A 24414-nucleotide genomic window follows, 5' to 3' on the forward strand; every position below is an offset into this window, starting at 1 on the left:
ACGGTGTTATTTTAAGATACCTGACTGGAATGCGACTTTAACGAGCTCCGCAGTATTTTTTACATTCATTTTTTCGATAAGACTTTGTCGGTGTCCTTCTATTGTGCGTTTGCTCAAAAAGATTTTGTCGGCAATCTCAACATTTGTGAAGCCGTCAGCAATTAATTTCAGCACCTCCAGTTCACGCTCACTGATATCAAAGTCCGATAACGATCGATTTGGTATATCCGTATAATTCTCACCGGAAATTACTTGATCCAGCAGTGCCATACTAATTTCTTCACTGACATATTTACCCCCATTGGCCACATGGTTCAGGCCAAAAAGAAGTTCGTTATAATCCACATTTTTAAGCAGATACCCCGAAAGGCCAAGTCCAAATCCTTCAATAACATAATGAATCTGGTTTAACATCGAGAGAATGACAACCTTAATGGACGGATACGTTGATTTGATGATCCGTAGCAGTTCCATACCATCCATGTGATCCATGCTGATATCCGTTAAGATAATATCCGGCAACAATTCCGTGTTAAGAAGTTGCAGCGCTTCATCACCATTCGATGCCTCACCCACGACAACAAACCCCTCCTGAGACTCCAATAACAATTTAATACCATTACGCACGACCATGTGATCTTCAACCAACAGTATCTTAACCTTACTCATCATTTACAGTATTTAATAAAAATATATTTTTTTCTTCTTTATCCGAACAGTATGCCACCATGGAGTTCAGCTGCATTTTTTACCTTGGAAAGATCAGGAAACAACTTGTACCCCAGCTCCCCTCCTGTCTTCTTTGCAAACTGGTACAAACCGAATAAAGATACAAAATTCTATCCATTTAAAGGACTTCATACGCATATTCTATTAGAGTCCTGATATAAAAAAAAGACTACATTTGGCTTAAAATTCAAAGAAAGTATAGAAAGAATACGGAAAGGGAACAATATTTGTTTTAAACTAAACAGTATTTAATTTTTTTGACACTTTATGATCCGTTCCGACAAAGATATTTTAGCCGTACTCAAGTCCTCATTGGGAGCCTGTGCAATCTACGATAGCCCGGATCTCCATATATCCTATGCTAGTATGAAAATGCTGCAGCTGTGGAAGTGTGATGAAAGTGCCGTTGGACAACGCCTGGAAGACTCCCTTCAGCAACAGGAGTTACTTGAATGTGTCTCCAAATTAAAACAGGTCTGGTTCAACCCAAAAAGTCCGGTAGAAGAACAGGTGGCTATTAAACTTGATATCGCAGGACAGTCCGGCTCATACAATTGTAAAATGGAATATAGTCCATTGATCACTGCCGATGGAGAAATCTATGGACTATATCACGCAATAACGCTACTGTCCGATCCTGTTCCTGCGGCGCAACAGGTCACGGAGAAAAATAATATTGAACAGCAGCTCCTAGAAGACTTATTGACACCAAAATATAGCCTTGGCGGCGATGTGCAAGCTGTAACAAGTTTAAGCAAATATCCATTACCGGACAGGGGGCCTAAAAACTTAAATCTAAAGCTGATAGACGCCCTGAAAAAGATCATCGAAAGCGAAGAACATTATCATTTCGCGTTGCAATCTGCCGAAATGGGCACTTGGAACTTAAATTGCAAGAATTACATCGTGCATTGGGATGAGCGTACTCGTGAACTATTTGGTTTTGCCAATGGTGAAACCGTCCCTTACACGGAGGTGTTACGCTATATACATCCTGATGACAGGAACAGGATAGATCAAGAGGTCAAAAAATCATTAAGTTACCGGAATAAAGGGGTATACGATGTACAGTTCCGCACCATTGGAGCCGAAGATCAAAAATTGCGCTGGCTCCATTGCAAAGGAAAAATGTATTTTGATTCCAACCAGCAACCGGAATGGTTTGCCGGAACTACCCTGGATATCACAAAGCAGCACGCAGAGCGCGAAAAATTGGAGGCCATAAATACCTTAATTACAAAAAAAGACCAGGAGTTTAGAATGATCGTCGAAGCAGCTGGGATTGGTATCTTCTCCATCGATCTAGAATCGCGGAAAATGGAGCTTAATGATCAATGTCGTGAACTCTTTGGCTTCGATGCTCAGCGGGAAATACAGGAAGTTGATTTTTTCGCGCAGATCTTACCACAGTATCGGGATAAAGTACGCCATATCTTTCAGGAGGTAGTTTCCAAACAATCACCTTTTGACTGTCAATGTGAAATAGAAGATAAAAAAACAGGGAAAGTAAAATGGCTCCGCTCTGTTGGCGGTGGACAATTAACAGCAGAATCTGACCGACAGATTGTCTATGGTGCCATATTCGATAAAACAAATGATAAAGAAGAGGAACGAAAAAAACTGGATTTCATCAGTATCGCAAGCCATGAACTCAAAACGCCACTGACTTCTCTGATTGCATATATCCAATTACTGCTGGCAAAAGAGCAAACGCTCAGTTCGGAAAGACGGCTACAATATCTTCACCAGTCAAACGAGCAAGCCATACGTATGCGCGGGCTCATCGATGGTTTTCTGAATGTATCTCAGCTTAATGAGGGCAAGTTATTGCTTCACAAAAACACATTTCGGATCTGTACGTTAATAGATTACATTCAAAATATCTATTCGCTAAAACCTGTCAAGCATCTCATTCGTTATACCGGAGCGACCGATTCAAATGTTGAAATCGTGGCTGACCGGGATAAGATCGAGCAGGTCATTATTAATTTTATGGACAATGCCATAAAATACTCTCCGACCAATTCTACAATTATTATGGATATTGCTGTGGATAATGCGTATTTCAGTATTAAGGTCAGCGATCAAGGCCGGGGTATCAGTGATAAGCACCAACAACAAATTTTCAATAAGTTTTATCGGGTGAATGATTCAACGGATAGTTACGCTTCCGGATTCGGGATCGGACTCTTTATCTGCCGGGAAATTATCCAAAAACATCAAGGTAAAATTGGCGTGGACAGTATTCTGGGTGAAGGATCAACCTTCTGGTTTAGAATTCCTATCCATTCCCAGACAGTGCCTGTAACCAGCACACAAGACACAGCTAAACAGAATTGAAAACTTTGCCCGGAGTGGAAACAGTATTCGGCGACTAACATCGTTGTTTTCGGTCAGCATATGGAGAATGTAGATCGTAAAGGAAATTGCTGTGATAATAACAGATTATCTAGAACAAAAACAACAGCTGTACATTCCTTTTACAGCTGTTGTTCTTTATGCATTATCAATTCTTCCAAAAGATTATTTCATTTTCAGGTCCTTTCCAGCAATATCTTCCCAATGATAATAATGAAAAGTTTTATCATCGCTCATGGCTACAAATAAACCATGTTGAAAGCTGTCGTTTAGACGGGAAGACACGACCTCCGAACCGTCACTTTGCGTGGCCATAACAGGCACTGTCTTCAAATAGGTATGTTCAAATGGGTTGGCCTTTGTTCCCTCACGGCTAAAAATCTGAAAGCGGTTGGCTCCCTGATCGGAGACCAGGATATAACCTGTGCTATCTGTCAGCTTATAAATGGAAATACCCTCATGATCTTCTTTAAAGCCTTCGGTCGCAAAAATGGCCAACTGCTGATTTCCCTTCGCCGGATCTGCATAATACTGCTTTACCCCTACCTGCTCGTCTGAATAGTAGATATAGCCCAGTTCATTGTCCACGGCGATGGCTTCAATTTCTTTTTTTCCACTAAATGAGCCAAACTTACGGACTAAGGTTGCTTTCACGACGCCAGCACCGTTATCTTCCAGTAAATACTGACCTAAATAACCCTCCTTAGGACCGTTTTTGCGTCCCACAATCGCATAGATTTCACCTTTCGACGATGTGTAAAGTGCAATACCCATCAGATCCCTGAATTCTGGCTCCGTCTCGCCTACAAACATATCCAATCCCCCTCCGTCAATTGGTTTCATATCGGGCAACGAGAATATACGTAACTTATGGGTCATACGTTCGGTCGTAACAGCGATATCGACAGTTTTGCCGCCCAACAGCAATCCATAAGCGATATCCACATTATTGGGGCGCCTCAGATTAGAAACCACTTTATCCGAAACAATTTTCCCCTGTAAATCATACACAAATAAAGCACCGTCCGCATCTTTGTCCGTAGCAATGACCAGGCTCTTGCCGGGATCGGTCTTATTGATCCAGATCGCAGGATCGTCGGAGTCATATCGTACTGCATCAGTAACAATGACCGGTTTGATCGTATCCGTTGCGGAAGTACCGGACTGAGAGTTGTTGCAGGCGGTCTGCAGCAATGTTGAGGCTGCCAGACAAAAAAATAGTGTTGTTTTTAAAGTTGTCATGCTATTGCGTTAATTAAAATTTGGCACCAAAAGCACCGACATAGGTCGCGGGCTTTGGCGAGATATAGGATAAACCATTGGACAGCAGTAAGCCATCCATAAAATGTGGCTTAAAAGCGGATGTGCCGGCTTTTAGTGCTGGCGAATTTCCCTGTAGATGGAAATCCCAGGCTAAATCAAACACATAGTTACTAACCGCAGTTTCCAATGGGTATGCGGTGAATTTAGGATTGTTATCGCCAGCGGTTTTACCTCTGACATCATTGGTACCGCCTACAATATCATTCTTTCCGACCTGAAATTGGTCCACCGTCAATTGATCATAGCCATAATACCAGTTGTTGCTCGAAACCGAGCGGCTATCTTCCGGATTTTTGGCATCACGTTTAACACCAAACCGTGTATTGGCAAAAAGATTATTGTAGATCTCTGCTTTTACCGAAGCTTCCAGCCAAATAGAGCCCCCCTTAGCAGTCGGTCTACGCCAACCCGTATTGAGCATGGTGTTGTTATAAACAATGATATGCGCTTGCGGTGTGCGGTCGCCGGAGTTGGAAAGCTTCAGCGCATTGGTGTTGACACTGTAGACCAAATTGTAAGCCACATCAGCCAGACAGCCCGATTTAAAATTCATCGCCTCGCCACCCGTTACACCATTCGAAAAGAAACGGTTGTTAGCGAAGATAATTTTACCCCCTTCAATATAAGTACAGTCTTCATAAAAATGACTGATCGTGCTATTTTGAACAATCAATTTCCCTTCCACATTGGAAAACCACAAAGCAGGTAGCGCTTCTCCCGCCTTCTGTTTGTAAAGCCTCATCTTCACCGAAGTCGATGCATCCGAGGTAACCGCACCACCATATTCTAAATACGCATTATCCAAAACCAGTTCCTTACAGCTTGGCGCAGCCAAAATACCGCCCCAAAGTTTTCCAAATTCATTTTCTTTGGTTTTATAAGAATCCTCCACCGTAAATTTCACGGGGCTCTCGGTTGTACCCAGCACATACAGGTTGCCCAGTACAACTATCTCAGGCTTATTGTCCGGATCCATCAGCACCGTTACACCTTCCTCAATAGTAAGGGACTTTCCTTCGGGAATAATGATATCCCCCGTGATACGCTGTACGGTACCTTTGCTCCATATGCCTGTTACCTCACCTATCGCACTACCATTGGCATCGGAGGTGTCCACATCGCTATTTGCTTTCTCACAAGCCGTCATCCCTACCATCGCAAGGGAAATGAGCAGAATAATAAAGTTATTTTTCATCTGTAAATATTTTTCCACCATCGTTCAGATGGGCGTTCTTTGTTTAAATTCAATGGAATTATTTTTGGCAAACAGTTCGTGCAGACGCTTATTTCTTAAAAGAATAACGTAAACCAAGGATATAGTTCTGACCGTATAGATCCTTACGGATAAGCGTGTTGCCACCTTCCACTATTTTCTCGGCGATCTTATCATTTTCTGGATTTTTCCCCTTTACATAAAGTTCCATGGGCGTGTTCAACAGGTTATTTGCTTTGGCAAAAACCGCCCAGCCCGCGTTGAATTTCTTTTCTATGGAAGCATCCAGCTGGATAAATCCTTTCTGCCATAAATCGGCATTTAAAAATTCCGATACCGAATTGATCCGTGAACCCGTATAAGATCCAGCCAACTGTCCCTCCCACCCCTTGTTTGCATCCTTATACAGCAAAGATAGATTGGCAATATGGGCTGCCTGCCCATGAAGAGGCCGGGTCTGATCCACGAGGATTGGATCCAGATCCTGTGTGACCTCATTGATGATACGAGATTTTTTCGGTGTGGTGATCCGTGAATGAGTATAGGTATAATTGGCTTTAACACCGAATTTTTGAATGTATTTAATAAAATCCAACTCTACACCGAAATTGTTGGCCGTTCCAAAATTACCCGGCATATAGTACACATCCTGCCCCCGAATTTCATCAGGCTGAAAGGTATATTCGATCGGATTTTTAATCCTCTTATAGAATAGCCCGGCAAGAAATTGCGATGAAGGCTCCGGAAATAACTCATAACGTAAGTCAAAATTATCCGCAAGTGCATGTTTCAAATCCGCATTTCCGCGTTCCCAGAATTCTTCATTTAATACCCGCGATGGCACAACCTCATAGAAACCCGGGCGGTTTAATGCTCGATAATATGCCCCATGAAACTGCTGCTTACTATCCAGGTGATATTTCATGGTCAAACTAGGCAACCATTCGGTATAGGTCCGGGAGCCCTCCGGTCTTTCTTCACCATCCGGAAACAACAATTTATAACCTTGCTTAGAGTACTCCATCCGTATACCACCGATCATTTGAATTTTGTCATTCTCATAGTTGAACATCCCATAGGCAGCGGTGGTTTTCTCGCTGGCATCGTAGGTCAGCGGATTCCGTACGGCACCCGTCGGATTGCTTACCGTGAGATTCAAATCCGTATAGTCCTGAAAATCCACGCCATATTGGTACTTCGCTTCACTGGCAATTGGAGATAGATTGTAATTGTTATAGAAACTGCTCCGCTGTTTGTCACGATACAACCCACCGGTCGACAGCTCCAGTTTATTCGCCGCCAACGGCACCCTATACGCAAGATCCCAATATCCGGCACGGTCATCATCCGTATTCCGCTCCCAGCGATAAGTCACCGGAGACCTATTGACCAAGGAAGTCCGTCTGCGTTGAAAATTCTCTTCGATACCATCCAAACTAATTGTCGTATTCTGCGGCAATTCATTGCGGGCGGATGACAGCACACCGGACCAGCGGAAGTTCAAGCGGTTATCCAGAAAATGATGATCACCCTGTAGATTACCATTGTAAATCTGCTGTTCGGTCTTTCTGGTCCGGGTCACATACGTCAGTTCAGAATTGCCGATACTCGGATCATACTGTCCATTATAAATTGTATTGACCGCATCGCGCAATTGTAGATTATTCAGATTCACAAACATCTGGTAAAAACTCAGCCGATGATTGGCATTCAATCGGTAGTCTATCTTGTTATGCACCCCCAGGCGCTGTTGCTGCTCATCATATTGCCGATCATCCTTTTCGGAGATGATCGCATTCGGATTGGTGTTATTGACCGAAGATTTGTAAAAAATGGAATGACTGCCACGGTAAAGATTTTGGTAGCTCAACCCCAATATTACACCCAACCTATCATTCAAGTAACGGCTCCCAACCGTCAAATTACCAATAAGATCTGGTGTAGGTTTCTTAAACGTATAGTTCAATGTGCCCCGATCAAAATCAGCGGCAGTGGCATTGTAATTTTTTCCATGTAGCTCATAAGGCGACTTTGACGACACAGCGCTACTGGAGAAACCACCAAAATCCTGATTAAAATACCGTTGACTATAACCTGTAGCCAGATTCGCCTGAAAGAAGAGTTTGCTCGGTGCGGATTTCATCACCATATTCACGACACCGCCGATGGCATCTGCTTCCATATTTGGTGTCAGCGATTTATAGACTTCTAATCGTTCCAACATATCGGACGGGAATAAGTCCAGCGGTACATAGCGGTATTTATTGTCCGGACTGGGTACTTTCACACCATTGACCAAAGTCGTATTATAACGTTTGTCCATTCCCCTTAAAATCGCATACTGGCCCTCGCCATTTGAATTGCGTTCGATTGAAACGCCCGAAACACGCTGCACAACGTTTGCCACCGTAATATCTGGAGAGATTTCAATTGCCCTGGCCGATACCACATTCATGACCTGTGAAGCATTTTTTTCCAGTCGGCGGGCACTCGGATCGTCATCACCACCGTTGCGCTGTCCCTTGATCGTTACCTCCATTAACGTCTGCTCACTTGAGGTAAGCTGAAACTTAAAATGAGGGGTATCTTCTTTTTTTATCTCAATCTCCCTGACGAGTTCCGCATAGGCCACATGTCGGATATGTACTTTATCTATACCTGCGGATAGACCTTTGAATTCAAATGAACCATCCAGTTGCGTCTTGGTTGACAAACCACTTTGTTCGAGGAACACGGTAGCACCGACAATGGCTTCCCCTGTTTGTCCATCCAGAACTTTCCCCTTGATCTTCGTCGCATAAGCGGCGCTGATCGAAATACTGGAGGCAAGCAATACCGTTAAAACGTTTTTCATTTTTAATAGATTATTATGAATCTTTGATTGTTGCTGCAAATATGAATGCCTGCAACAGATTCACAAAATCTTTGGCGTTACAAGAAAGAAACAAACCAAAAACAAGACTAGACAACAGGGAAACAATAAAAAATAAATAATTGAAATAAAGCCACTTACACCTACAATAAACGCCATTAAAGTTCGATTACCCTTATGTTAAGAAATCATGAAATGCGGAGAAGATATCCTGCGAGATCCTCACCCTGTTCCAATTTTAGTTTTTTCCTTAACCGGTGTCTGGCTACCCGAAGGCTGTCCTGGGAGATCCCCAAAAGAATTGCGATATCGGTATTGTTGAGATTAATTTTTAGCAACGCGATCAGGCGCATATCGGCGGCGGTAAGATCGGGAAACAGCTTGATAAGCTTTTCAAAAAAACTATGATGCACACGCTCGAAGGTGCCCATGAATTCTTTCCAATGGATACCTTGTGTAATATGTTCACCGATCTGCTGCACTAAGCGCTGCATCGGTTTCTTCTGATCCCTTCGTTCATCCTTGACCAAGGTCTTCAGTTCTTCCCGTAGTTCTTCCAGAAATTGATTGCTACGGATAAGGTTAAGCGTATGCGATGTAAGTTCTTTTTCTTTCAGGGTCAGTTCCTGTTTGAGTTGCTTGTCTTCTAGCAGCTGGTTTTTGAGCGCTATTTCAGCCAATTCGCGCTCCGCTTCCTGTTTGCGTGATTCTGCGATCTGTGTTTTGATCTTTATTTTTTGCCGGCTATAGAGCACATAAGAAAGTATGCTCAATAAGATCAGTACGAGGATTGTGCCCAGCAGCAAGATGGAATTCATCCGTTTGTTGGTCTGTAGTTTTTCTATTTCCTCCGCCTTTTGGTTCATGTCATACAGTGCCTGAAAGAAAGCGGTATGACGGGCCCCATCCACACTATAAAGTTCCAACACGAGTTTTCTGCTCCGCTCTGCATAGAAATAGGCACTATCTATCTGCCCGCTTAAGGCGTATGTTTTACTGAGATCTTTTGTCGTTGATGCCATCTGATAGACATCTCCAAGGTTTTCAGCCAAGCGGAAAGCGAGCTGGGTTAGCCGAATACTTTCGGAATATTTATTTGTTTTTCGAAAGATATCCCCCATGTTATTCATGACCACAATGTTTCCATAATTGTCCTGCGTTTCCTGATACAAATTACTCGCCTTTTCAAAATGTGCATAGGCGCTGTCATATTTGCCCAGATCCTCGTAGATACTGCCCAGGTTTTCATGAATCTTGGCTTCACCGTTGCGGTTCGCCTGTTCACGGTAAATCGTCAAAGCCTGCTTTTGATAGACAAAGGCTGAATCATAATTTCCCTCTTTTTCAAAAAGATGGCCGATATTTCCCAAGACTGAAGCTTCGCCATTTCGGTCATTTTCACTTTTAAATGCGTACAAAGCCTTGTTAAAGTATTCTTTCGCGACATGATGTTGCTTATTAAAAATATTGAGCTCGCCAATATCAGTCCAGTTGGATCCCAGCGCCTGTTTCGCATGGAGCTGCGTATAGATACGGTCTGCCTGAAAATAATAATCTTGGGCCTGAGCATAATGTCCCTGATTGACACACAACCAACCGATCGCCTGTAAGCAATTTCCCTGCAGTAGTAGATCACGGTCATTGACGGCTTTCGCATAACGTTTTTTGACTAAGGTAATCGCTGAATCCGGATAGTTTTGACTTATTACCCGAATCTCCTTAAATGAATCAACTTGCGCCGTAGTCAGCTGTGAGAAAAAAAGTTGTATCAGAATGACAACCGAAAATATAATGTTATAAGAGATCCTCATTTTTGCAGTAAATAATCGCTAGGCAAATTTAAGCGGAAACATGTTAAGAAAATATTAAATCCGATTAAACTTAATATGCCGCAAAGGACAATCTACATCACAAGCTCAACAGGAGAAAAAGCATACTTTTTCGTTGGTATTTCTCTGCTTATTCTTTACCGTTTCTAGGCCATTTCTTCGGACTTCCTAGGGAACAGGCTTGCATAATCTTTGCTATTTCCTTACTGTTTCTTTGGTATAATACCAAAGAAACAGTAAGGAAATAACTTTTAATGGGCCATGTTGGACGTAGGTTACTAGCAACGAAGTCCCTTCCATAAACAGGAAATGGCCTGACCATGTGGAAGCGAATTGCCTGAGAATAGAACTTTTCCATAGCTACTGTCAGGAAGCTAACCCTGAAAACAGAAAAAAAATAAGGGGTGTTCGATCTTAGCATCGAACACCCCTTGGCACCTGTTGATTTATTAAATATTAATACAGGTACACTACAGAACATTTTGTTTAATTGCAGTTAAAATACAGCTGGCATAGCGGCTAACCTAAGCCAAGATCAATCGCAACAAAGTCGTGCTACCGATCAATACCCAGATTTAAGCTCAATCAAAGGCGTTATCCGTTCTAAAATATCAAAAGCGACCTCAGCCATCTTATTTCCTTTATTGTCCAGCAGCGGATTTACTTCGACAATCTCCAGACAGGTTACTTTTTCCGAACGGATGATTTCTTCCAATATCAACACGATTTCCTTTGGCATAAAACCCTTGGGAACAGGTGTCCCTGTACCGTCCGAAATCAATTCACTATCCATACTGTCCACATCAAAAGAGATATAAATCATATCGCAGTCCTTCAAATTGGCTAATGCCTCAGCCACACAGTCTTCAATGCCCCGTTGACGAATTTCTTCGACGCGGTAATTTTTTATACCTAAAAGCTCAATCAGCAGATCCTCAGGCTCCTCGGTATCTCGAACGCCAAAATAGATTAAATTCGAACGCTGTATCTTCTCGGCCGGTCCGGCAATACGTTTCAGCTTATTCCAGAATTCCTGCGTTGATTGATCAATTTCATTGATTTTACAGGACAAATTATCTTCATTCAGCATCGCAGCAAGGGGCATACCATGCATATTACCAGAAGGGGTTGTATATGGTGAATGAATATCTGCATGGGCGTCAATCCAGATCACCCCTAATTTTTTATCTGGATAAGCCGACTTGATCCCACTGATTGTGCCCATTGCCGAAGAATGGTCGCCCGAAAATACCACCGGGAAATTACCAGCAGACAGACTGTCCTCCACAGTGGAAGCTACTTGTTTGCATTGCTCGTAAATCTGCTGAATATGCTTACCGAAAGGATGATTATCATTTTGATAAATGGAACTATTTCGGGTAGGCACATCCACAAAAGGATAATTGATAAAATACTGACTACCTTTATTGATCGCCGCAATCTCAATAGCATCAATTCCTAAATCAGAACCTCTGGTCCCCGCACCGATATCCGACCTATTTTTGATCAATTCAATCATTTTCTTCATCGTGCAGTCACATTAGTCAACGATCGCTCGATTATCTCCAGACAGCTGTTAATCTGGCTTTCGGTAATAACCAGTGGTGGGGCCAAACGAATCTTGTTGCCATGGGTAGGTTTTGCCAGCAAGCCATTCTCCTTAAACTCAAGACAGATTTTCCAGGCCAAGTCACTTTCTTCACTGGCATTGATTACAATGGCGGTCAACAGTCCTTTACCCCTAATCTCGGTGATGATGTCCAATTTAGCTGCAATCTTCCGTAATCCTTCCAAAAATAGATCGCCCATTTGACGTGCATTCCTGATCAGACCTTCATCCAGCACAACCTGTAATGCCTCCATAGCGACTGCGCAGGCCAAAGGATTGCCGCCATAGGTAGAACCATGCTCCCCCGGCTTGATGCATAACATAATAGCATCGTCAGCCAACACCGCTGACACCGGCAATACGCCTCCAGATAGGGCCTTACCCAATATCAATACATCCGGCTTACTAGCACTGTCCGCATCGTCAATGGCATAAGAAGCCAACATACTTCCGGTTCTTGCGATACCTGTCTGGATTTCATCCGCAATAAAGAGTACATTATAGGTCGTACACAATTGACGTACACGTTCCAAATAATCTGCATCGGGAACCACAATACCTGCTTCACCCTGAATGGGCTCCACAATAAATCCGGCAATATTTTTATCCTGTCTGAACAATTCTTCCAGCGCCTCAATATTATTATAAGGCACCAAAGCAACCCCTTCCACAAAAGGACCAAAATCATTGGTCGCGGTCGTATCATTTGAAGCAGATATCACTGAAATGGTACGCCCATGAAAATTATCTTTGGCAAAAACTATTTTAGCCTGATTCTGTGCAATACCCTTCACCTGGTAGGCCCACTTACGGCAGAGCTTCATGGCTGTCTCAACCGCCTCCACACCAGAGTTCATGACCAACGCTTTATCGAATCCGAATAGCTTGCAGATCATTTCCTCAAAATCCCCTAATTTATTGTTATAGAAAGCACGTGAGGTCAAGGTCAACTTTTGGGCTTGGTCCGTCAATGCAGCAATGATCCGCGGATGGCAATGTCCCTGATTGACTGCAGAATAAGCCGACAGAAAATCAAAGTAAGACTTACCGTCAACATCTTGAACCATAACACCTGCTGCACGCTCCAACACAACCGGTAAAGGGTGATAGTTGTGCGCTCCATATTTTTCTTCCTTAGCAATAAATGCCGCGCCATTTCCTCTTGTAGATACCATACTCATAATTTGGATTTTATTTCAAATAATAACAAATATACAATTTTTACTATTTTTACGATAAAATAATAAAATTTAACACTAAATTAGCTTCAAAATATTAAAATTAACTTTTAAACCTACATAACAATGAATGGCATAGATGAATTTGACCTTCAGATTTTAAAATACCTAGATGCAGATGGACGGATGGCCTATTCCGCAATCGCTACTGCATTGGGCGTATCCAACACCATGATCCACCAACGTATCAATCGCCTCATGGAACAGGGCATATTAACAGGCATAAAACCTGTATTGAATGAAAAAAAATTAGGCTATGATTGGGGGGCTTTTACGGGCTTAAGTCTCGAAAAAGATCATGATTCAAGCCGTATTATCGCTGAATTGAAAAAGATTCCTGAGGTAACAGAATGTTATTACATCACAGGAAACTACACCTTATACATTAAGATTATCGCCAAAAACCATGAGCATATGCGCCAGTTGCTGTATGAAAAAATTGACAATATTCCCGGCATCGCAAAAACGGATTCACTCATCGAATTGGGTTGCGCTTTTAAACGCAATATTATCCTTTAACAAAAGCTTGCGCACCTGGTCTTGAATCTATGGCAACAACGATGGATTCAGGACCCCGCTGTTACTTTCCGATATTTGCCAGCTCATCTTCCGTCCAATAAATCAATTCCCGCAACACGTACACGTTTTCATAACTTCCCAATCCATCTATATAATCCCACAAATCGCCCTCAACTTTAACCGGTCTCCCATGATGCAGTATATCGTATCCATTATCCAACCAATTTTGTATCTGCTCTTTATCCATCTTTATATAATCTTATTGTTAACATTTATACCAAACGCTTACCTCAAATATAAGGCATTTTTACGAGGGAAATAAACCTCCTCATCAAGAAAATTAAAATTCGGCAATTATTAAAATATGAACTCCGTCACTAAGTTTTTCGATCTAAAATAGCTGATTTAAGATTAAATAAGGTATATTCGTATGAAAGCAAATTGCATAATTATGGCAGATTTTTTCTATGTTGGCTATGAAGGTGAAGATGAATTGCTCGAACTCGTAGCGGTATCAACCATTCAATCCCTCCTCTATTTTCAAGACGCCGATCAAGAAGATTTTACAACAATAAAAACATCTATTGATCAAAACTTTATTGTTGAGGAAGACCTGATCACTGTGGCCGATACCCTGCGACTGGATCAATCCATTGTACGCTTCACTCCCGGAAAGCCAAACTATAAAGATTAAGTTTAAGGTATAAGCCCCAGGCTTAACAATAGCAATAAAGTAATGATGATCAACAGGATTGACCTGTAAATCATTTGGTGTGGAACACAAAAAAACAAACAACATGAGAGCAGTCTTAATCGGCGGTTCCGGTGCAACCGGAAGAATACTTGTGCAAGATTTATTGAACTCAGCGGAATTCACTGAAGTTATCGTCCTCCTACGTCGCAAGACATTTGAAGAGCAGCCCAAATTACAGCAGATCATTGTGGACTTCAATAAGCTACAGGAATTTGAACAGCATATTCGGGGTGATGTCGCTATTTCCTGTCTGGGCACAACAGCCAAAGATGCGGGTAGCAAAGATGCCCAATGGAAAGTGGATCATGACCTCAATCTGCAATTTGCAGCTCTTGCCAAGAAAAATGAAATCCCCTGTTTTGTATTGCTGTCGGCAGTTAATGCTGATGCTGGATCGAAAATTTTCTACAATCGAATGAAAGGAAGTCTAGAACAACATGTTAAGGCTCTTGATTTTGGCAAGCTTATTATTGTGCAACCCGGCGGTTTGATCCGTCCAAACACGGACCGTTTAGGTGAAAAGATTGGCATAAATGCATTAAAGGCATTTAACCGTATTGGCCTATTCAAGACGTATGAAGCACTTCCTGTTGCCCGCGTAGCTATGGCGATGCTGCAGGCTATCCGCAGCTGTCAAGATCCCGTCAACATCATCTCTGTAAAAGACATCAAACAATTATCGAAAATAGCAGAGTAACAGCAACGCATCAAAGGTTGTATAAAGAGCATAGATAATAATGAATTAACAATTAGCTAATGCTTACTTGTTAATTTGCGGACATTTATTATTATTTATCACGCTAATGAAAAAACACTTTTTATTCCTCCTCCTCTTTGCATTTATCCAGGTATTTCCGGCTTTTAGCCAAGAAGCGAAATATATCTTTTACCTGATCGGAGATGGAATGGGCCTCAATCAAGTCAACCTGACGGAAATACACCGTGCCGAAATCCAGCAAAAAAACAGTACCATACCGCTCGTGTTTACCCGATTCCCCCATGTGGGCTTTGCTTCCACGCATTCCCTGTCCAATGGCGTTACCGATTCCGGAGCCGGCGGTACCGCACTTGCCGTAGGCAAAAAGACTAAAAATGGTGTTATCGGTATGGACAGCACCGGAACAGTAGCGTACAAAAGTATCGCTTATGCAGCCAAGGAAAAAGGAAAGAAAGTCGGTATCATCACAAGTGTGAGTATAGACCATGCTACGCCGGCTTCGTTTTATGCCCATCAGCCTGACCGCGATATGTACTACGAAATTGGAAAAGAAATTATCAGTTCCAATTTTGACTTCTTTGGCGGATCCAATTTCCTAAAACCTGAAACAAGCTTTGACAAAAAGCCGGCACCTTCCCTTTTTCCACTATTCGAAAAAGCAGGATATCGGATTTTGAAGGGAAAAGATGCCTATATGCAATACCCGCGCAAATCCGATAAAATTATCCTCATGAACACAGATGGAACAGCGACTGATGCCTTAAAATATGCCATAGATCAAAAGCCCAACGACCTAAAGCTCGCCGACATTACTGCCGCGGCTATACAGTCCCTGGAACTGAACAATAAAAATGGGTTCTTTTTAATGGTTGAAGGTGGAAAAATAGACTGGGCCTGCCACGCCAATGATGCAGCTACCACCATCCAGGAGGTGCTAGACTTTAATTCCGCTGCGGAACTAGTCTTTGAATTCTATAAGCAACATCCCAATGAAACGCTTATTGTCGTGACAGCAGACCACGAAACAGGCGGATTGGGAATCGGCAACGGTAGCTCGACATTAAAAACGAAATTGCTGGCCAACCAAAAACTATCACATGCCGAACTGTCAAATGAAATCGGTAATCTGCGCAAAGGCAACGCAAATGCTTCTTGGGATGATTTGAAAAACTTACTTTCGACACATACAGGTCTGTATAATCAGGTAAAAGTGAACGCAGATGACGACAAAAAGTTGAAAGAAGCCTTTCAACGAAGCTTTGTGGAGCATCAAAATGAAACCGCCAAAAGTTTGTATGCAAATGATGACAAAATCGCCGCTTTAAGTATTGCCATACTAAACCGCATGGGCTCAATTGCCTGGGCTTCCAACAACCATTCGGCAGCCTATGCGCCCGTCTACGCCATTGGCGTGGGCGCTGAACAGTTTAATCAAAAAATGGACAATACCGATATACCGAAAAAAATAGCAATAGCTGCCAAACTAAGTCTGGATTAAAAACAAAAAATCCCCAAGATAATTCTTGGGGATTTTTTGAGCCTCTTATCGGGATCGAACCAATGACCTACTGATTACAAGTCAGTTGCTCTACCAGCTGAGCTAAAGAGGCCTTTTAAATGAATTTTAATGAGTGTCGCTCAAAGAGCCTCTTATCGGGATCGAACCAATGACCTACTGATTACAAGTCAGTTGCTCTACCAGCTGAGCTAAAGAGGCTTTTTAAAGAAGTTTGATGAGTAGTACTCGAAGAGCCTCTTATCGGGATCGAACCAATGACCTACTGATTACAAGTCAGTTGCTCTACCAGCTGAGCTAAAGAGGCGTTAACTTCTTTTCAATTTTAAAACGATTGTCTGTTTTAAGATGCTGCAAATATCGAAAGCCTAAATCAAAAATGCAAGTCCGCCGTTATAATTTTTGCCCTCGGCACGCCAAATAATTAGAAATCAACCGCATTATTTTTACATCATGAAAATTTGTCATGATTCAATAAATATTAATGTCATTTTTTCCGAAACAGCGCATAAAACCCGAATGGCATTTCAATTGTTATAGATGAAGCACAGCAACAAAACTTTAATTAAGCGATACAATATGAACTTTAACAATTACACGATCAAAGCCCAAGAGGCTATACAAAAAGCTTCAGAGATTGCCGCTGGTAATCAACAACAGGCCATCGAGACAGCACATATATTAAAAGCATTACTGACTGTGGATGAAAATGTTGTCAGCCACCTCTTAAAAAAATTGAACGTCAATGTCACTTACCTTGGCACTGAGCTGGATAAGCAAATCGAGCGCTTCCCAAAAGTAAGCGGCAGCAATATCTATCTGAGCAGTGATGCCAACAATGCGCTACAAAAAGCGCAAGGTTACCTCAAAGAATTCAACGATGAATTTGTATCTGTTGAGCACTTGCTATTGGGTATATTGGCCACTTCGGACAAAACATCCACCCTATTAAAGTCGCAGGGGGTGACCGAGAAAGATTTAAAGACTGCTATTAAAGAACTACGTGGCAACAGCCGGGTGACCGATCAAAATGCGGAGGCGACCTATAATGCATTGGGCAAATACGCCCGTAATCTAAACGAATATGCTGAGTCCGGCAAGCTTGATCCGGTCATCGGTCGGGACGAGGAAATTAGACGTGTCATGCAAATCCTTTCACGACGCACCAAAAACAACCCTATCCTCGTTGGTGAACCCGGGGTCGGTAAAACAGCTATTGCTGAAGGAATTGCCTACCGGATTATCAAAGGCGATGCACCGGAGAACCTCAAATCCAAAATTGTTTTTTCTTTGGATATGGGTGCCCTCGTGGCCGGAGCCAAATACAAAGGTGAATTTGAGGAACGTCTAAAAGCGGTTGTCAAAGAAGTAACCGATTCCAATGGGGAGATCATTCTATTCATAGATGAAATCCATACCTTGGTCGGTGCTGGTGGCGGTGAAGGTGCAATGGATGCCGCAAACATCTTAAAACCTGCCCTGGCCAGAGGTGAGCTACGTGCCATCGGTGCTACTACACTCAATGAATATCAAAAATACTTCGAAAAAGATAAAGCTTTGGAACGTAGATTCCAAAAAGTCATGGTGGAAGAACCGGACACCCAGGATGCAATATCCATTCTTCGGGGATTGAAAGAACGTTATGAAACACACCATAAGGTACGTATCCTCGATGAATCTATCATTGCCGCAGTAGAACTGTCACAACGTTATATTGCAGATCGCTTTTTACCAGACAAAGCTATTGATTTGATTGACGAAGCAGCTTCTAAATTACGTCTAGAGATGGACTCCGTACCCGAAGCGGTCGATGAACTGGAGCGTCGTATCATGCAACTGGAGATTGAACGCGAAGCATTGAAACGTGAAAATGACGACAAGAAGGTACAGGAACTTTCAGAAAGCATTGCCAACCTATCCGCTGAACGCGATACCCTACGGGCTTCTTGGCAAGAGGAGAAAAGCTTAGTTGACAATGTAAACCAGGAAATTGAAAACATTGAAAACTATAAGCTTGAAGCCGAACAGGCTGAACGTTCGGGTGATTACGGCAAAGTAGCAGAATTACGTTACGGACGGATTAAAGAGGCACAGGAAAAAGTGGAAAAATTGAAAGCTGAACTGGCTGAGAAACAGGAAAGCAAACGCATGCTCAAGGAAGAAGTTACTTCGGAGGATATTGCTGATGTCGTTGCCAAATGGACTGGCATCCCTGTCAGCAAAATGATTCAGTCTGAACGTGAAAAACTCCTGAATCTGGAAGAAGAGCTTCACAAACGGGTTGCTGGTCAAGACGAAGCCATTGAGGCGATTTCTGATGCTATTCGTCGTTCTAGAGCTGGACTGAATGATGCAAAACGTCCGATTGGTTCATTCATTTTCCTCGGCACAACCGGAGTCGGAAAAACCGAACTCGCTAAAGCGCTGGCCGAATTCCTCTTCGATGACGAACAGTCCATGGTGCGTATCGACATGTCCGAATACCAGGAAAGACATGCTGTATCCCGTTTGATCGGTGCGCCTCCAGGATATGTCGGTTATGATGAAGGCGGTCAGCTCACAGAGGCTGTACGAAGACATCCTTATTCGGTGGTATTGCTGGATGAAATCGAAAAAGCACATCCAGATGTATTTAATATCCTATTGCAGGTACTGGATGATGGTCATCTGACGGACAATAAAGGCCGTACGGTCAACTTTAAGAACACGATCATTATCATGACCTCGAATACTGGTTCACACATCATCCAGGAGAATTTTAGTCATTTAGATGATGACAATAAAGAGGAGATCATTGCAAAAACACGTACCGAGGTATTTGAGCTGCTTAAACAGTCGATCCGTCCAGAGTTTCTGAACCGTATTGACGAGGTGATTATGTTCACACCATTGAGCAGAGATGAAATCGCTGATATTGTGAGACTTCAATTTGCGCATGTTCAAAAACAACTGGCCGAACAGAATATCTTTATCACGGCCTCAGACGAAGCCATGGACTGGTTGGCACAACTCGGTTACGATCCGATCTATGGCGCCAGACCGTTGAAACGCGTCATTCAGAAACGTATCCTGAATGAACTTTCCAAAGAAATCTTATCCGGCAAAGTCAGCCGCGATTCCATCATACGACTGGATGTCTTCGACGGAAAATTTGTCTTTATCAATAAACAGGAAGATTAACACCTGGTGTTCCCCAAAAGTAAAAGCCCCGCTCATGAACGGGGCTTTTACTTTTGGGAACAATAATCGTTTAATTCGAAACCCCTACTGCTTTCAGCAATTTTTTCACATCGTCTTCACCATCAAGATGCTGTACCAATGTTCGGGTTTTTGCATCATAAATATAAAGGGACGGATAATTACTCGGGTTAAATTTTTCAATAAACTGTGTTCCACTATCAAACAAAAACTTCACGTTAGCGGCCCCTTTCAGTGCTTTAGCATGCATATTAATAAATCCATCCACATAGGCTTTATCGTTCATCGAGATAAAGTAAAAAGTAACGTTTTTGAGCTTCTGTATATTCTGTGCGATACCCGCCCCCATTTTTTGACAATGGCCACAGCCAGGATCATAAAAATCAAGGACAATATAGCCTGTCTTAGGTAACTTGTCCGAACTGAACTTACCGGATTGATACACTTCATCGAATGTAAATGTGGGTATCGTTTTTGGCGCCTGGGCAAACAAAGGTTGAAAAAGGAAAAATCCAAAGGCAAGAAATAGCGAACAAAGTAACTTCATGTTAAAGAATTTTAAACTGACAATGAATATTCAATTAATTTTAACCAATTATACTTAAAAATGCGGTTCTATTCGTCAATATTTTAGTTTTTTTACAAAAAATGCGTAAGTTTGGACTAATTTTTAAATCGATCAAATCTATTAACACTCATTAATCGTGAAAAAACGAATTGCCATTTTTGCTTCAGGTTCAGGATCCAATGCTCAAAAAATAATGGAACATTTCAAGTACTCAGATGAAGCTGAGGTTGCACTGATCCTATCCAACAATCCTGATGCTTACGTTATTCAGCGCGCTGACAATTTTGAAATTCCAGCACATATCTTCGATCGCAATGAATTTTACAACACAGACAATATCGTTAACATTCTTAAAAATTTAAATATAGATCTGATTGTTTTGGCCGGCTTCCTATGGCTAGTACCCAATAATCTGTTAAGGGCCTATCCGAATCAGATCATCAACATCCACCCTGCTCTCTTGCCTAAATATGGCGGTAAGGGCATGTACGGAGACCATGTTCATAAAGCTGTTTTAGCAAACAAAGAAGAAGAGCATGGCATCACAATTCACTTTGCCAATGAGCACTTTGATGAAGGTGAGATTATTTATCAAGCAAAGTTTAAAGTAGATTCCAATGATACCCTGGATATCATTAAGTTTAAAGGCCAACAATTGGAACATCAACATTTCCCAAAAGTGATTGAGAATCTAATCAAAAAAATGTAAAAACAGCAGTTTTATTTAGAATTATTTTAAACAAATAGTAACTTTGTGCTATGAACGAAGTTATTGAATCCTTGGTGGAACAGTGTGAGGGCGAGGGCAAAGCAAGCCCATTTCAATTTAGAAGTGCCGCAATGAATCCTTTTTCTGATTTTTCCTGTGTCTGTTTCAAAAAATGTTGCAAGAAATACAAAGAAGGAAAACGCTGCAAAAAGTGTCCTGGCCGAAAAAAATAGGCTTCCCATTACAGCCTCTTACTTCTCGAGATAGTCCAGGTCTTTGTCAAAGCTTTCCTCGAGCTGTGTCAGGGAATAGATAGCGATACCGGAAAGTAGCAATACCATCGTAATTGCCGCTGGCACAATACCAAAAGAATTTACTAAAAGTCCATATAACATGGTCGATGGAATCAAGGCTCCTCTGACAAAATTAGGAGCTGTCGTAGCTACCGTCGCCCGCAGATTTGTACCGAATTGCTCAGCCGAGATCGTCACAAAAGTTGCCCAATAGCCTACGCCAAGCCCCATAATAAATGCTAGAATCAAAAACCTATCGGACGTAATCCCTGTACTTAGCAGATACCATAGTGAACTGGCAACAATAATCAATTGGCAGATAAAAACAACCTTTTTTCGTGATTTTAAAACCTGCGCAAATACGCCTGCCAAAACATCCCCTAAGGAAATCCCTATATAAGCAAACATCACCCCTTTGCCCGCACTTAAAGTTCCAGATGCGCCCAATGCCTTTCCGATTTCCGGAGCCTGCGTCACCAATACGCCGACCACAAACCAGATTGGCAGACCGATGCAAAGACAATTGATATAGCGTTTCAATCGACTCTTATTGGTAAAAAGCATCCTAAAATCGCCTTTAGGGACATCCTTTTTATCCTGCTCTTGAAATAAGCCCGATTCAAAGGAACCGACACGTAGTAACAATAATAATAACCCCATTCCACCACCAACAAAATAAGCGGTGCGCCAATTGAATTCCTCGGAAACAAAGTAAGCAAGAATGGCGCCCAACACCCCGACACTGGCCACCAGCATTGTTCCATAACCGCGTTTCGACTTATGCATACTTTCCGAAACCAAGGTAATCCCCGCCCCCAGTTCACCGGCCAATCCAATACCCGCGATAAACCGGATAATGCCATATTGCATGACATCGTGTACAAAACCATTTGCAATATTCGCTAATGAATACAGGAGAATAGAGCCAAACAAGACCTTTAAACGCCCAAATTTATCACCGATAATCCCCCAGATAATTCCGCCCAAGAGCAAACCGCCCATTTGCATATTAAGTACAAATTCACCTTTTACCCGCATCTCAGCTACTGGCACTCCAATATCTGTAAAGGATTGAATGCGAACAATGGAGAAAATAATGAGATCGTAGATATCGACAAAATATCCCAACGAAGCTATTGTCACCAATAACCATACTTTCTTGCTTTCAGCCTGTTTATCTTTTAATGTTGACATTTTAGGTCTTTTGATGCCGTAAAAATACCATAGTGAACGAAGAAAACCAAGATTTCAGAAAATAATCCGTTACATTGTTTTATTTTTGTAATATGAGATACAGTCCGCGTGCATTAACATGGCTTTTGCGCTTTTACCCACCTTTTTTATTTCAGGGAATCTGGGTAAAAAAGATCAGCCCCGGCTTCAAAGGAGCCGAGGTAAAAATTTACAAGACCCCATTCAATATCAATACCAATAAAACCTTATTTGGTGGAACCATCTTCGCTGCGGCGGATCCTATATTTCCGATCCTGATTGATCAGTACCTTCAAAAAACTGGCTTTAAAAAAACCATTGCCTGGCTCAAATCATCAAAGATTGATTTTAAAAAACCGGGCAAGACCAGCGTAGGCTATTCAGTGCAGCTTTCAGATGAACTGCTGGCGGAATGTACGCAGACTATACTAAAAAAAGGTAAAATCGTAAAAAACCTGAGTCTGGAAATCAAAGATAAAAATGATGAGCTATGCGCTGTAGTGCATTGTGAAACCTACATTCGTGACTTGAATTTTACATTCCCGGGTAGAAATCAAAAGCCCGGGCAATAAGAAATTGATATCTTTGTCCAATTACCAAAAAAAAATAGAAACATGAACAAAATCGCTTTCATGGCTATCGCATCCTTGGCAATAGCGGCATGTGGAACCACCGGCACAAATAATGTAAAGGCTTTACAGGATTCAACAATTAAAATCCATGATGAAATCATGCCTCAAATCGCTCATTTTGACCGCGATGCAGTTAAAATTGACTCAATCTTAAACAGCTTAAAGACGCTTAAAGCAGCTAAGGCAGATTTGGACACTACAGCGACAAGGAAAGATCTCAGCATATTAAAAGCGAATCTGGAAAGTGCGACAGACCATATGATGGACTGGATGAAAGGATATAATCCAGATAGCACTGATGTCAAATATTTTGAAATTGAACTGCAGAAGGTGGCGGATATGAAGAAAATATTTGATGAAGTTTCCAAAGAAAGTCAAGAGAAATTAAAAAATTTCTAGGACAACCGCGAGCGAAATTTTTTAGCGGAATGGAAATGCCCGAACGGGCAAATTGTTAATGAAAGAATAAAAACAGATGAAATCTATAGTTAAACTTTATTGTGCTACAGGCCTATTGCTTAGTTTATTTTCTTGTAAAAACACCAGTCAGTCGAGTTTGCCCATTTACGGCGAACGCGAAGCAGTAGAGAAAACCGTTGACGGAAAGCAAGTTGTAGATACTGTTTATCACACTATACCAGCATTTAAATTTTTAAATCAGGACAGTGTCATGATCTCAGACAAGAATTTTGAGGGCAAGGTATATATTGCCAACTTCTTTTTCACCCATTGTCCAAGCATCTGCCCTACAATGAACCGTAATCTATTGAAAATCTACGCTCAGTATAAAGACAATGATGCCGTCCGCTTTTTGTCTCATAGCATAGATTTTAAATATGATCAACCCTATGTACTGAAAGATTACGCAAATAAGCTGGGCGTAAGCAATGACCACTGGCAATTTGTTTCAGGCACAAAAGCTGACATATATGGCATCGCCAACCAATACCTTGTGTATACAGCAGAAGATAAAAATGCGCCTGGGGGCTACGACCACCAAGGCTACCTGGTCTTAATTGACAAAGACAAACGTATCCGTGGTGCTTACGACGGGACAAATGACGAGCAGGTAAAAAAGCTGATGGATGACCTGCCAAAGTTGTTGAACGAAGCTAAAAACTAAT

20 protein-coding genes and 3 tRNA genes are annotated in these 24414 nt (G+C 41.9%); 10 read left to right on the forward strand and 13 right to left on the reverse strand.

Features of this window, described 5'->3' with window-relative positions; translation table 11 throughout:
- Positions 1-6: 6 nt before the first annotated feature.
- Positions 7-672, reverse strand: a complete 666-nt coding sequence (locus tag HMAT_RS07175; RefSeq protein ID WP_233789135.1) for a response regulator transcription factor — start codon at positions 670-672, stop codon at positions 7-9.
- A gap of 324 nt (positions 673-996) precedes the next feature.
- Between HMAT_RS07175 and HMAT_RS07180 the strand changes: the two genes are divergently transcribed.
- A complete protein-coding gene (locus tag HMAT_RS07180; protein ID WP_104382072.1) occupies positions 997-3069 on the forward strand; it encodes an ATP-binding protein in 2073 nt (690 codons plus the stop codon).
- Positions 3070-3252: 183 nt separating this feature from the next.
- Here the strand turns inward: HMAT_RS07180 and HMAT_RS07185 are convergent, their stop codons facing one another.
- The 6 genes from HMAT_RS07185 to rocD all read right to left on the reverse strand — a co-directional run bounded on the left by HMAT_RS07185 (position 3253) and on the right by rocD (position 13114).
- On the reverse strand, positions 3253-4329 hold the full coding sequence (locus HMAT_RS07185; RefSeq protein WP_104382073.1) for a phytase: 1077 nt from the start codon (positions 4327-4329) through the stop codon (positions 3253-3255).
- A gap of 13 nt (positions 4330-4342) precedes the next feature.
- A complete protein-coding gene (locus HMAT_RS07190; protein ID WP_104383336.1) occupies positions 4343-5605 on the reverse strand; it encodes a hypothetical protein in 1263 nt (420 codons plus the stop codon).
- 88 nt (positions 5606-5693) lie between these two features.
- Positions 5694-8477, reverse strand: a complete 2784-nt coding sequence (locus HMAT_RS07195; protein WP_104382074.1) for a TonB-dependent receptor — start codon at positions 8475-8477, stop codon at positions 5694-5696.
- 206 nt (positions 8478-8683) lie between these two features.
- On the reverse strand, positions 8684-10306 hold the full coding sequence (locus HMAT_RS07200; RefSeq protein ID WP_104382075.1) for a tetratricopeptide repeat protein: 1623 nt from the start codon (positions 10304-10306) through the stop codon (positions 8684-8686).
- 580 nt (positions 10307-10886) lie between these two features.
- The gene (locus HMAT_RS07210; RefSeq protein ID WP_104382077.1) at positions 10887-11852 is read right to left on the reverse strand and encodes an arginase; all 966 of its coding nucleotides are present in this window, start codon (positions 11850-11852) and stop codon (positions 10887-10889) included.
- The gene (gene rocD, locus HMAT_RS07215; RefSeq protein WP_305852140.1) at positions 11849-13114 is read right to left on the reverse strand and encodes an ornithine--oxo-acid transaminase; all 1266 of its coding nucleotides are present in this window, start codon (positions 13112-13114) and stop codon (positions 11849-11851) included. Before rocD ends, HMAT_RS07210 begins: the two co-directional genes overlap by 4 nt.
- A gap of 123 nt (positions 13115-13237) precedes the next feature.
- Here rocD and HMAT_RS07220 point away from each other — a divergent pair, with 123 nt between their 5' ends.
- A complete protein-coding gene (locus tag HMAT_RS07220; RefSeq protein WP_104382078.1) occupies positions 13238-13690 on the forward strand; it encodes an Lrp/AsnC family transcriptional regulator in 453 nt (150 codons plus the stop codon).
- A gap of 61 nt (positions 13691-13751) precedes the next feature.
- Here the strand turns inward: HMAT_RS07220 and HMAT_RS07225 are convergent, their stop codons facing one another.
- Positions 13752-13937: a hypothetical protein gene (locus tag HMAT_RS07225; RefSeq protein WP_104382079.1), complete on the reverse strand. Its 186-nt coding sequence runs from the start codon at positions 13935-13937 to the stop codon at positions 13752-13754.
- 204 nt (positions 13938-14141) lie between these two features.
- On the opposite strand from HMAT_RS07225, the gene HMAT_RS07230 reads away from it, so the two are divergent.
- The 3 genes from HMAT_RS07230 to HMAT_RS07240 all read left to right on the forward strand — a co-directional run bounded on the left by HMAT_RS07230 (position 14142) and on the right by HMAT_RS07240 (position 16660).
- A complete protein-coding gene (locus HMAT_RS07230) occupies positions 14142-14384 on the forward strand; it encodes a hypothetical protein (protein WP_104382080.1) in 243 nt (80 codons plus the stop codon).
- Between the two features lie 103 nt (positions 14385-14487).
- Positions 14488-15141: an NAD(P)H-binding protein gene (locus HMAT_RS07235; protein WP_104382081.1), complete on the forward strand. Its 654-nt coding sequence runs from the start codon at positions 14488-14490 to the stop codon at positions 15139-15141.
- A gap of 106 nt (positions 15142-15247) precedes the next feature.
- Positions 15248-16660 carry an alkaline phosphatase gene (locus HMAT_RS07240; RefSeq protein WP_104382082.1) on the forward strand — a complete coding sequence of 471 codons (1413 nt, stop codon included), beginning with the start codon at positions 15248-15250 and terminating at the stop codon, positions 16658-16660.
- 39 nt (positions 16661-16699) lie between these two features.
- Here HMAT_RS07240 and HMAT_RS07245 read toward each other — a convergent pair.
- The 3 genes from HMAT_RS07245 to HMAT_RS07255 all read right to left on the reverse strand — a co-directional run bounded on the left by HMAT_RS07245 (position 16700) and on the right by HMAT_RS07255 (position 16985).
- Positions 16700-16772: transfer RNA gene (locus HMAT_RS07245), tRNA-Thr, on the reverse strand.
- 34 nt (positions 16773-16806) lie between these two features.
- Positions 16807-16879 (reverse strand) — tRNA-Thr (locus tag HMAT_RS07250).
- Positions 16880-16912: 33 nt separating this feature from the next.
- Positions 16913-16985: transfer RNA gene (locus HMAT_RS07255), tRNA-Thr, on the reverse strand.
- A 272-nt stretch (positions 16986-17257) separates the two neighbouring features.
- On the opposite strand from HMAT_RS07255, the gene clpB reads away from it, so the two are divergent.
- Positions 17258-19858: an ATP-dependent chaperone ClpB gene (gene clpB / locus HMAT_RS07260; protein WP_104383338.1), complete on the forward strand. Its 2601-nt coding sequence runs from the start codon at positions 17258-17260 to the stop codon at positions 19856-19858.
- 70 nt (positions 19859-19928) lie between these two features.
- Here the strand turns inward: clpB and HMAT_RS07265 are convergent, their stop codons facing one another.
- A complete protein-coding gene (locus tag HMAT_RS07265) occupies positions 19929-20423 on the reverse strand; it encodes a thioredoxin domain-containing protein (protein WP_104382083.1) in 495 nt (164 codons plus the stop codon).
- Positions 20424-20580: 157 nt separating this feature from the next.
- On the opposite strand from HMAT_RS07265, the gene purN reads away from it, so the two are divergent.
- Positions 20581-21153 (forward strand): phosphoribosylglycinamide formyltransferase, encoded by a 573-nt coding sequence (purN, locus tag HMAT_RS07270; protein ID WP_104382084.1) that lies wholly within the window; start codon positions 20581-20583, stop codon positions 21151-21153.
- Between the two features lie 251 nt (positions 21154-21404).
- On the opposite strand, the gene HMAT_RS07280 is transcribed toward purN, so the two are convergent.
- Entirely contained in the window at positions 21405-22640 is a 1236-nt protein-coding gene (locus HMAT_RS07280; protein WP_104382086.1) for an MFS transporter, read from the reverse strand.
- 92 nt (positions 22641-22732) lie between these two features.
- Between HMAT_RS07280 and HMAT_RS07285 the strand changes: the two genes are divergently transcribed.
- From HMAT_RS07285 to HMAT_RS07295, 3 genes are all read left to right on the forward strand, one after another.
- Positions 22733-23230: a PaaI family thioesterase gene (locus HMAT_RS07285; protein ID WP_104382087.1), complete on the forward strand. Its 498-nt coding sequence runs from the start codon at positions 22733-22735 to the stop codon at positions 23228-23230.
- Positions 23231-23272: 42 nt separating this feature from the next.
- Positions 23273-23689 (forward strand): transposase, encoded by a 417-nt coding sequence (locus HMAT_RS07290; RefSeq protein WP_104382088.1) that lies wholly within the window; start codon positions 23273-23275, stop codon positions 23687-23689.
- 76 nt (positions 23690-23765) lie between these two features.
- Positions 23766-24413, forward strand: coding sequence for an SCO family protein (locus HMAT_RS07295; RefSeq protein ID WP_104382089.1), 648 nt, complete (start codon positions 23766-23768; stop codon positions 24411-24413).
- The last annotated feature ends 1 nt before the right edge of the window (position 24414 follow it).

Origin of the sequence: Sphingobacterium sp. HMA12 (assembly GCF_002933815.1) — a bacterium.
GTDB lineage: Bacteria > Bacteroidota > Bacteroidia > Sphingobacteriales > Sphingobacteriaceae > Sphingobacterium.

Coding starts and splice junctions, on each gene's coding strand:
- HMAT_RS07175 (WP_233789135.1), bottom strand. CDS start 672: ATGATGAGTAAGGTTAAGATACTGTTGGTTGAAGATCACATGGTCGTG.
- HMAT_RS07180 (WP_104382072.1), top strand. CDS start 997: ATGATCCGTTCCGACAAAGATATTTTAGCCGTACTCAAGTCCTCATTG.
- HMAT_RS07185 (WP_104382073.1), bottom strand. CDS start 4,329: ATGACAACTTTAAAAACAACACTATTTTTTTGTCTGGCAGCCTCAACA.
- HMAT_RS07190 (WP_104383336.1), bottom strand. CDS start 5,605: ATGAAAAATAACTTTATTATTCTGCTCATTTCCCTTGCGATGGTAGGG.
- HMAT_RS07195 (WP_104382074.1), bottom strand. CDS start 8,477: ATGAAAAACGTTTTAACGGTATTGCTTGCCTCCAGTATTTCGATCAGC.
- HMAT_RS07200 (WP_104382075.1), bottom strand. CDS start 10,306: ATGAGGATCTCTTATAACATTATATTTTCGGTTGTCATTCTGATACAA.
- HMAT_RS07210 (WP_104382077.1), bottom strand. CDS start 11,852: ATGAAGAAAATGATTGAATTGATCAAAAATAGGTCGGATATCGGTGCG.
- rocD (WP_305852140.1), bottom strand. CDS start 13,114: ATGAGTATGGTATCTACAAGAGGAAATGGCGCGGCATTTATTGCTAAG.
- HMAT_RS07220 (WP_104382078.1), top strand. CDS start 13,238: ATGAATGGCATAGATGAATTTGACCTTCAGATTTTAAAATACCTAGAT.
- HMAT_RS07225 (WP_104382079.1), bottom strand. CDS start 13,937: ATGGATAAAGAGCAGATACAAAATTGGTTGGATAATGGATACGATATA.
- HMAT_RS07230 (WP_104382080.1), top strand. CDS start 14,142: ATGGCAGATTTTTTCTATGTTGGCTATGAAGGTGAAGATGAATTGCTC.
- HMAT_RS07235 (WP_104382081.1), top strand. CDS start 14,488: ATGAGAGCAGTCTTAATCGGCGGTTCCGGTGCAACCGGAAGAATACTT.
- HMAT_RS07240 (WP_104382082.1), top strand. CDS start 15,248: ATGAAAAAACACTTTTTATTCCTCCTCCTCTTTGCATTTATCCAGGTA.
- clpB (WP_104383338.1), top strand. CDS start 17,258: ATGAACTTTAACAATTACACGATCAAAGCCCAAGAGGCTATACAAAAA.
- HMAT_RS07265 (WP_104382083.1), bottom strand. CDS start 20,423: ATGAAGTTACTTTGTTCGCTATTTCTTGCCTTTGGATTTTTCCTTTTT.
- HMAT_RS07280 (WP_104382086.1), bottom strand. CDS start 22,640: ATGTCAACATTAAAAGATAAACAGGCTGAAAGCAAGAAAGTATGGTTA.
- HMAT_RS07285 (WP_104382087.1), top strand. CDS start 22,733: ATGAGATACAGTCCGCGTGCATTAACATGGCTTTTGCGCTTTTACCCA.
- HMAT_RS07290 (WP_104382088.1), top strand. CDS start 23,273: ATGAACAAAATCGCTTTCATGGCTATCGCATCCTTGGCAATAGCGGCA.
- HMAT_RS07295 (WP_104382089.1), top strand. CDS start 23,766: ATGAAATCTATAGTTAAACTTTATTGTGCTACAGGCCTATTGCTTAGT.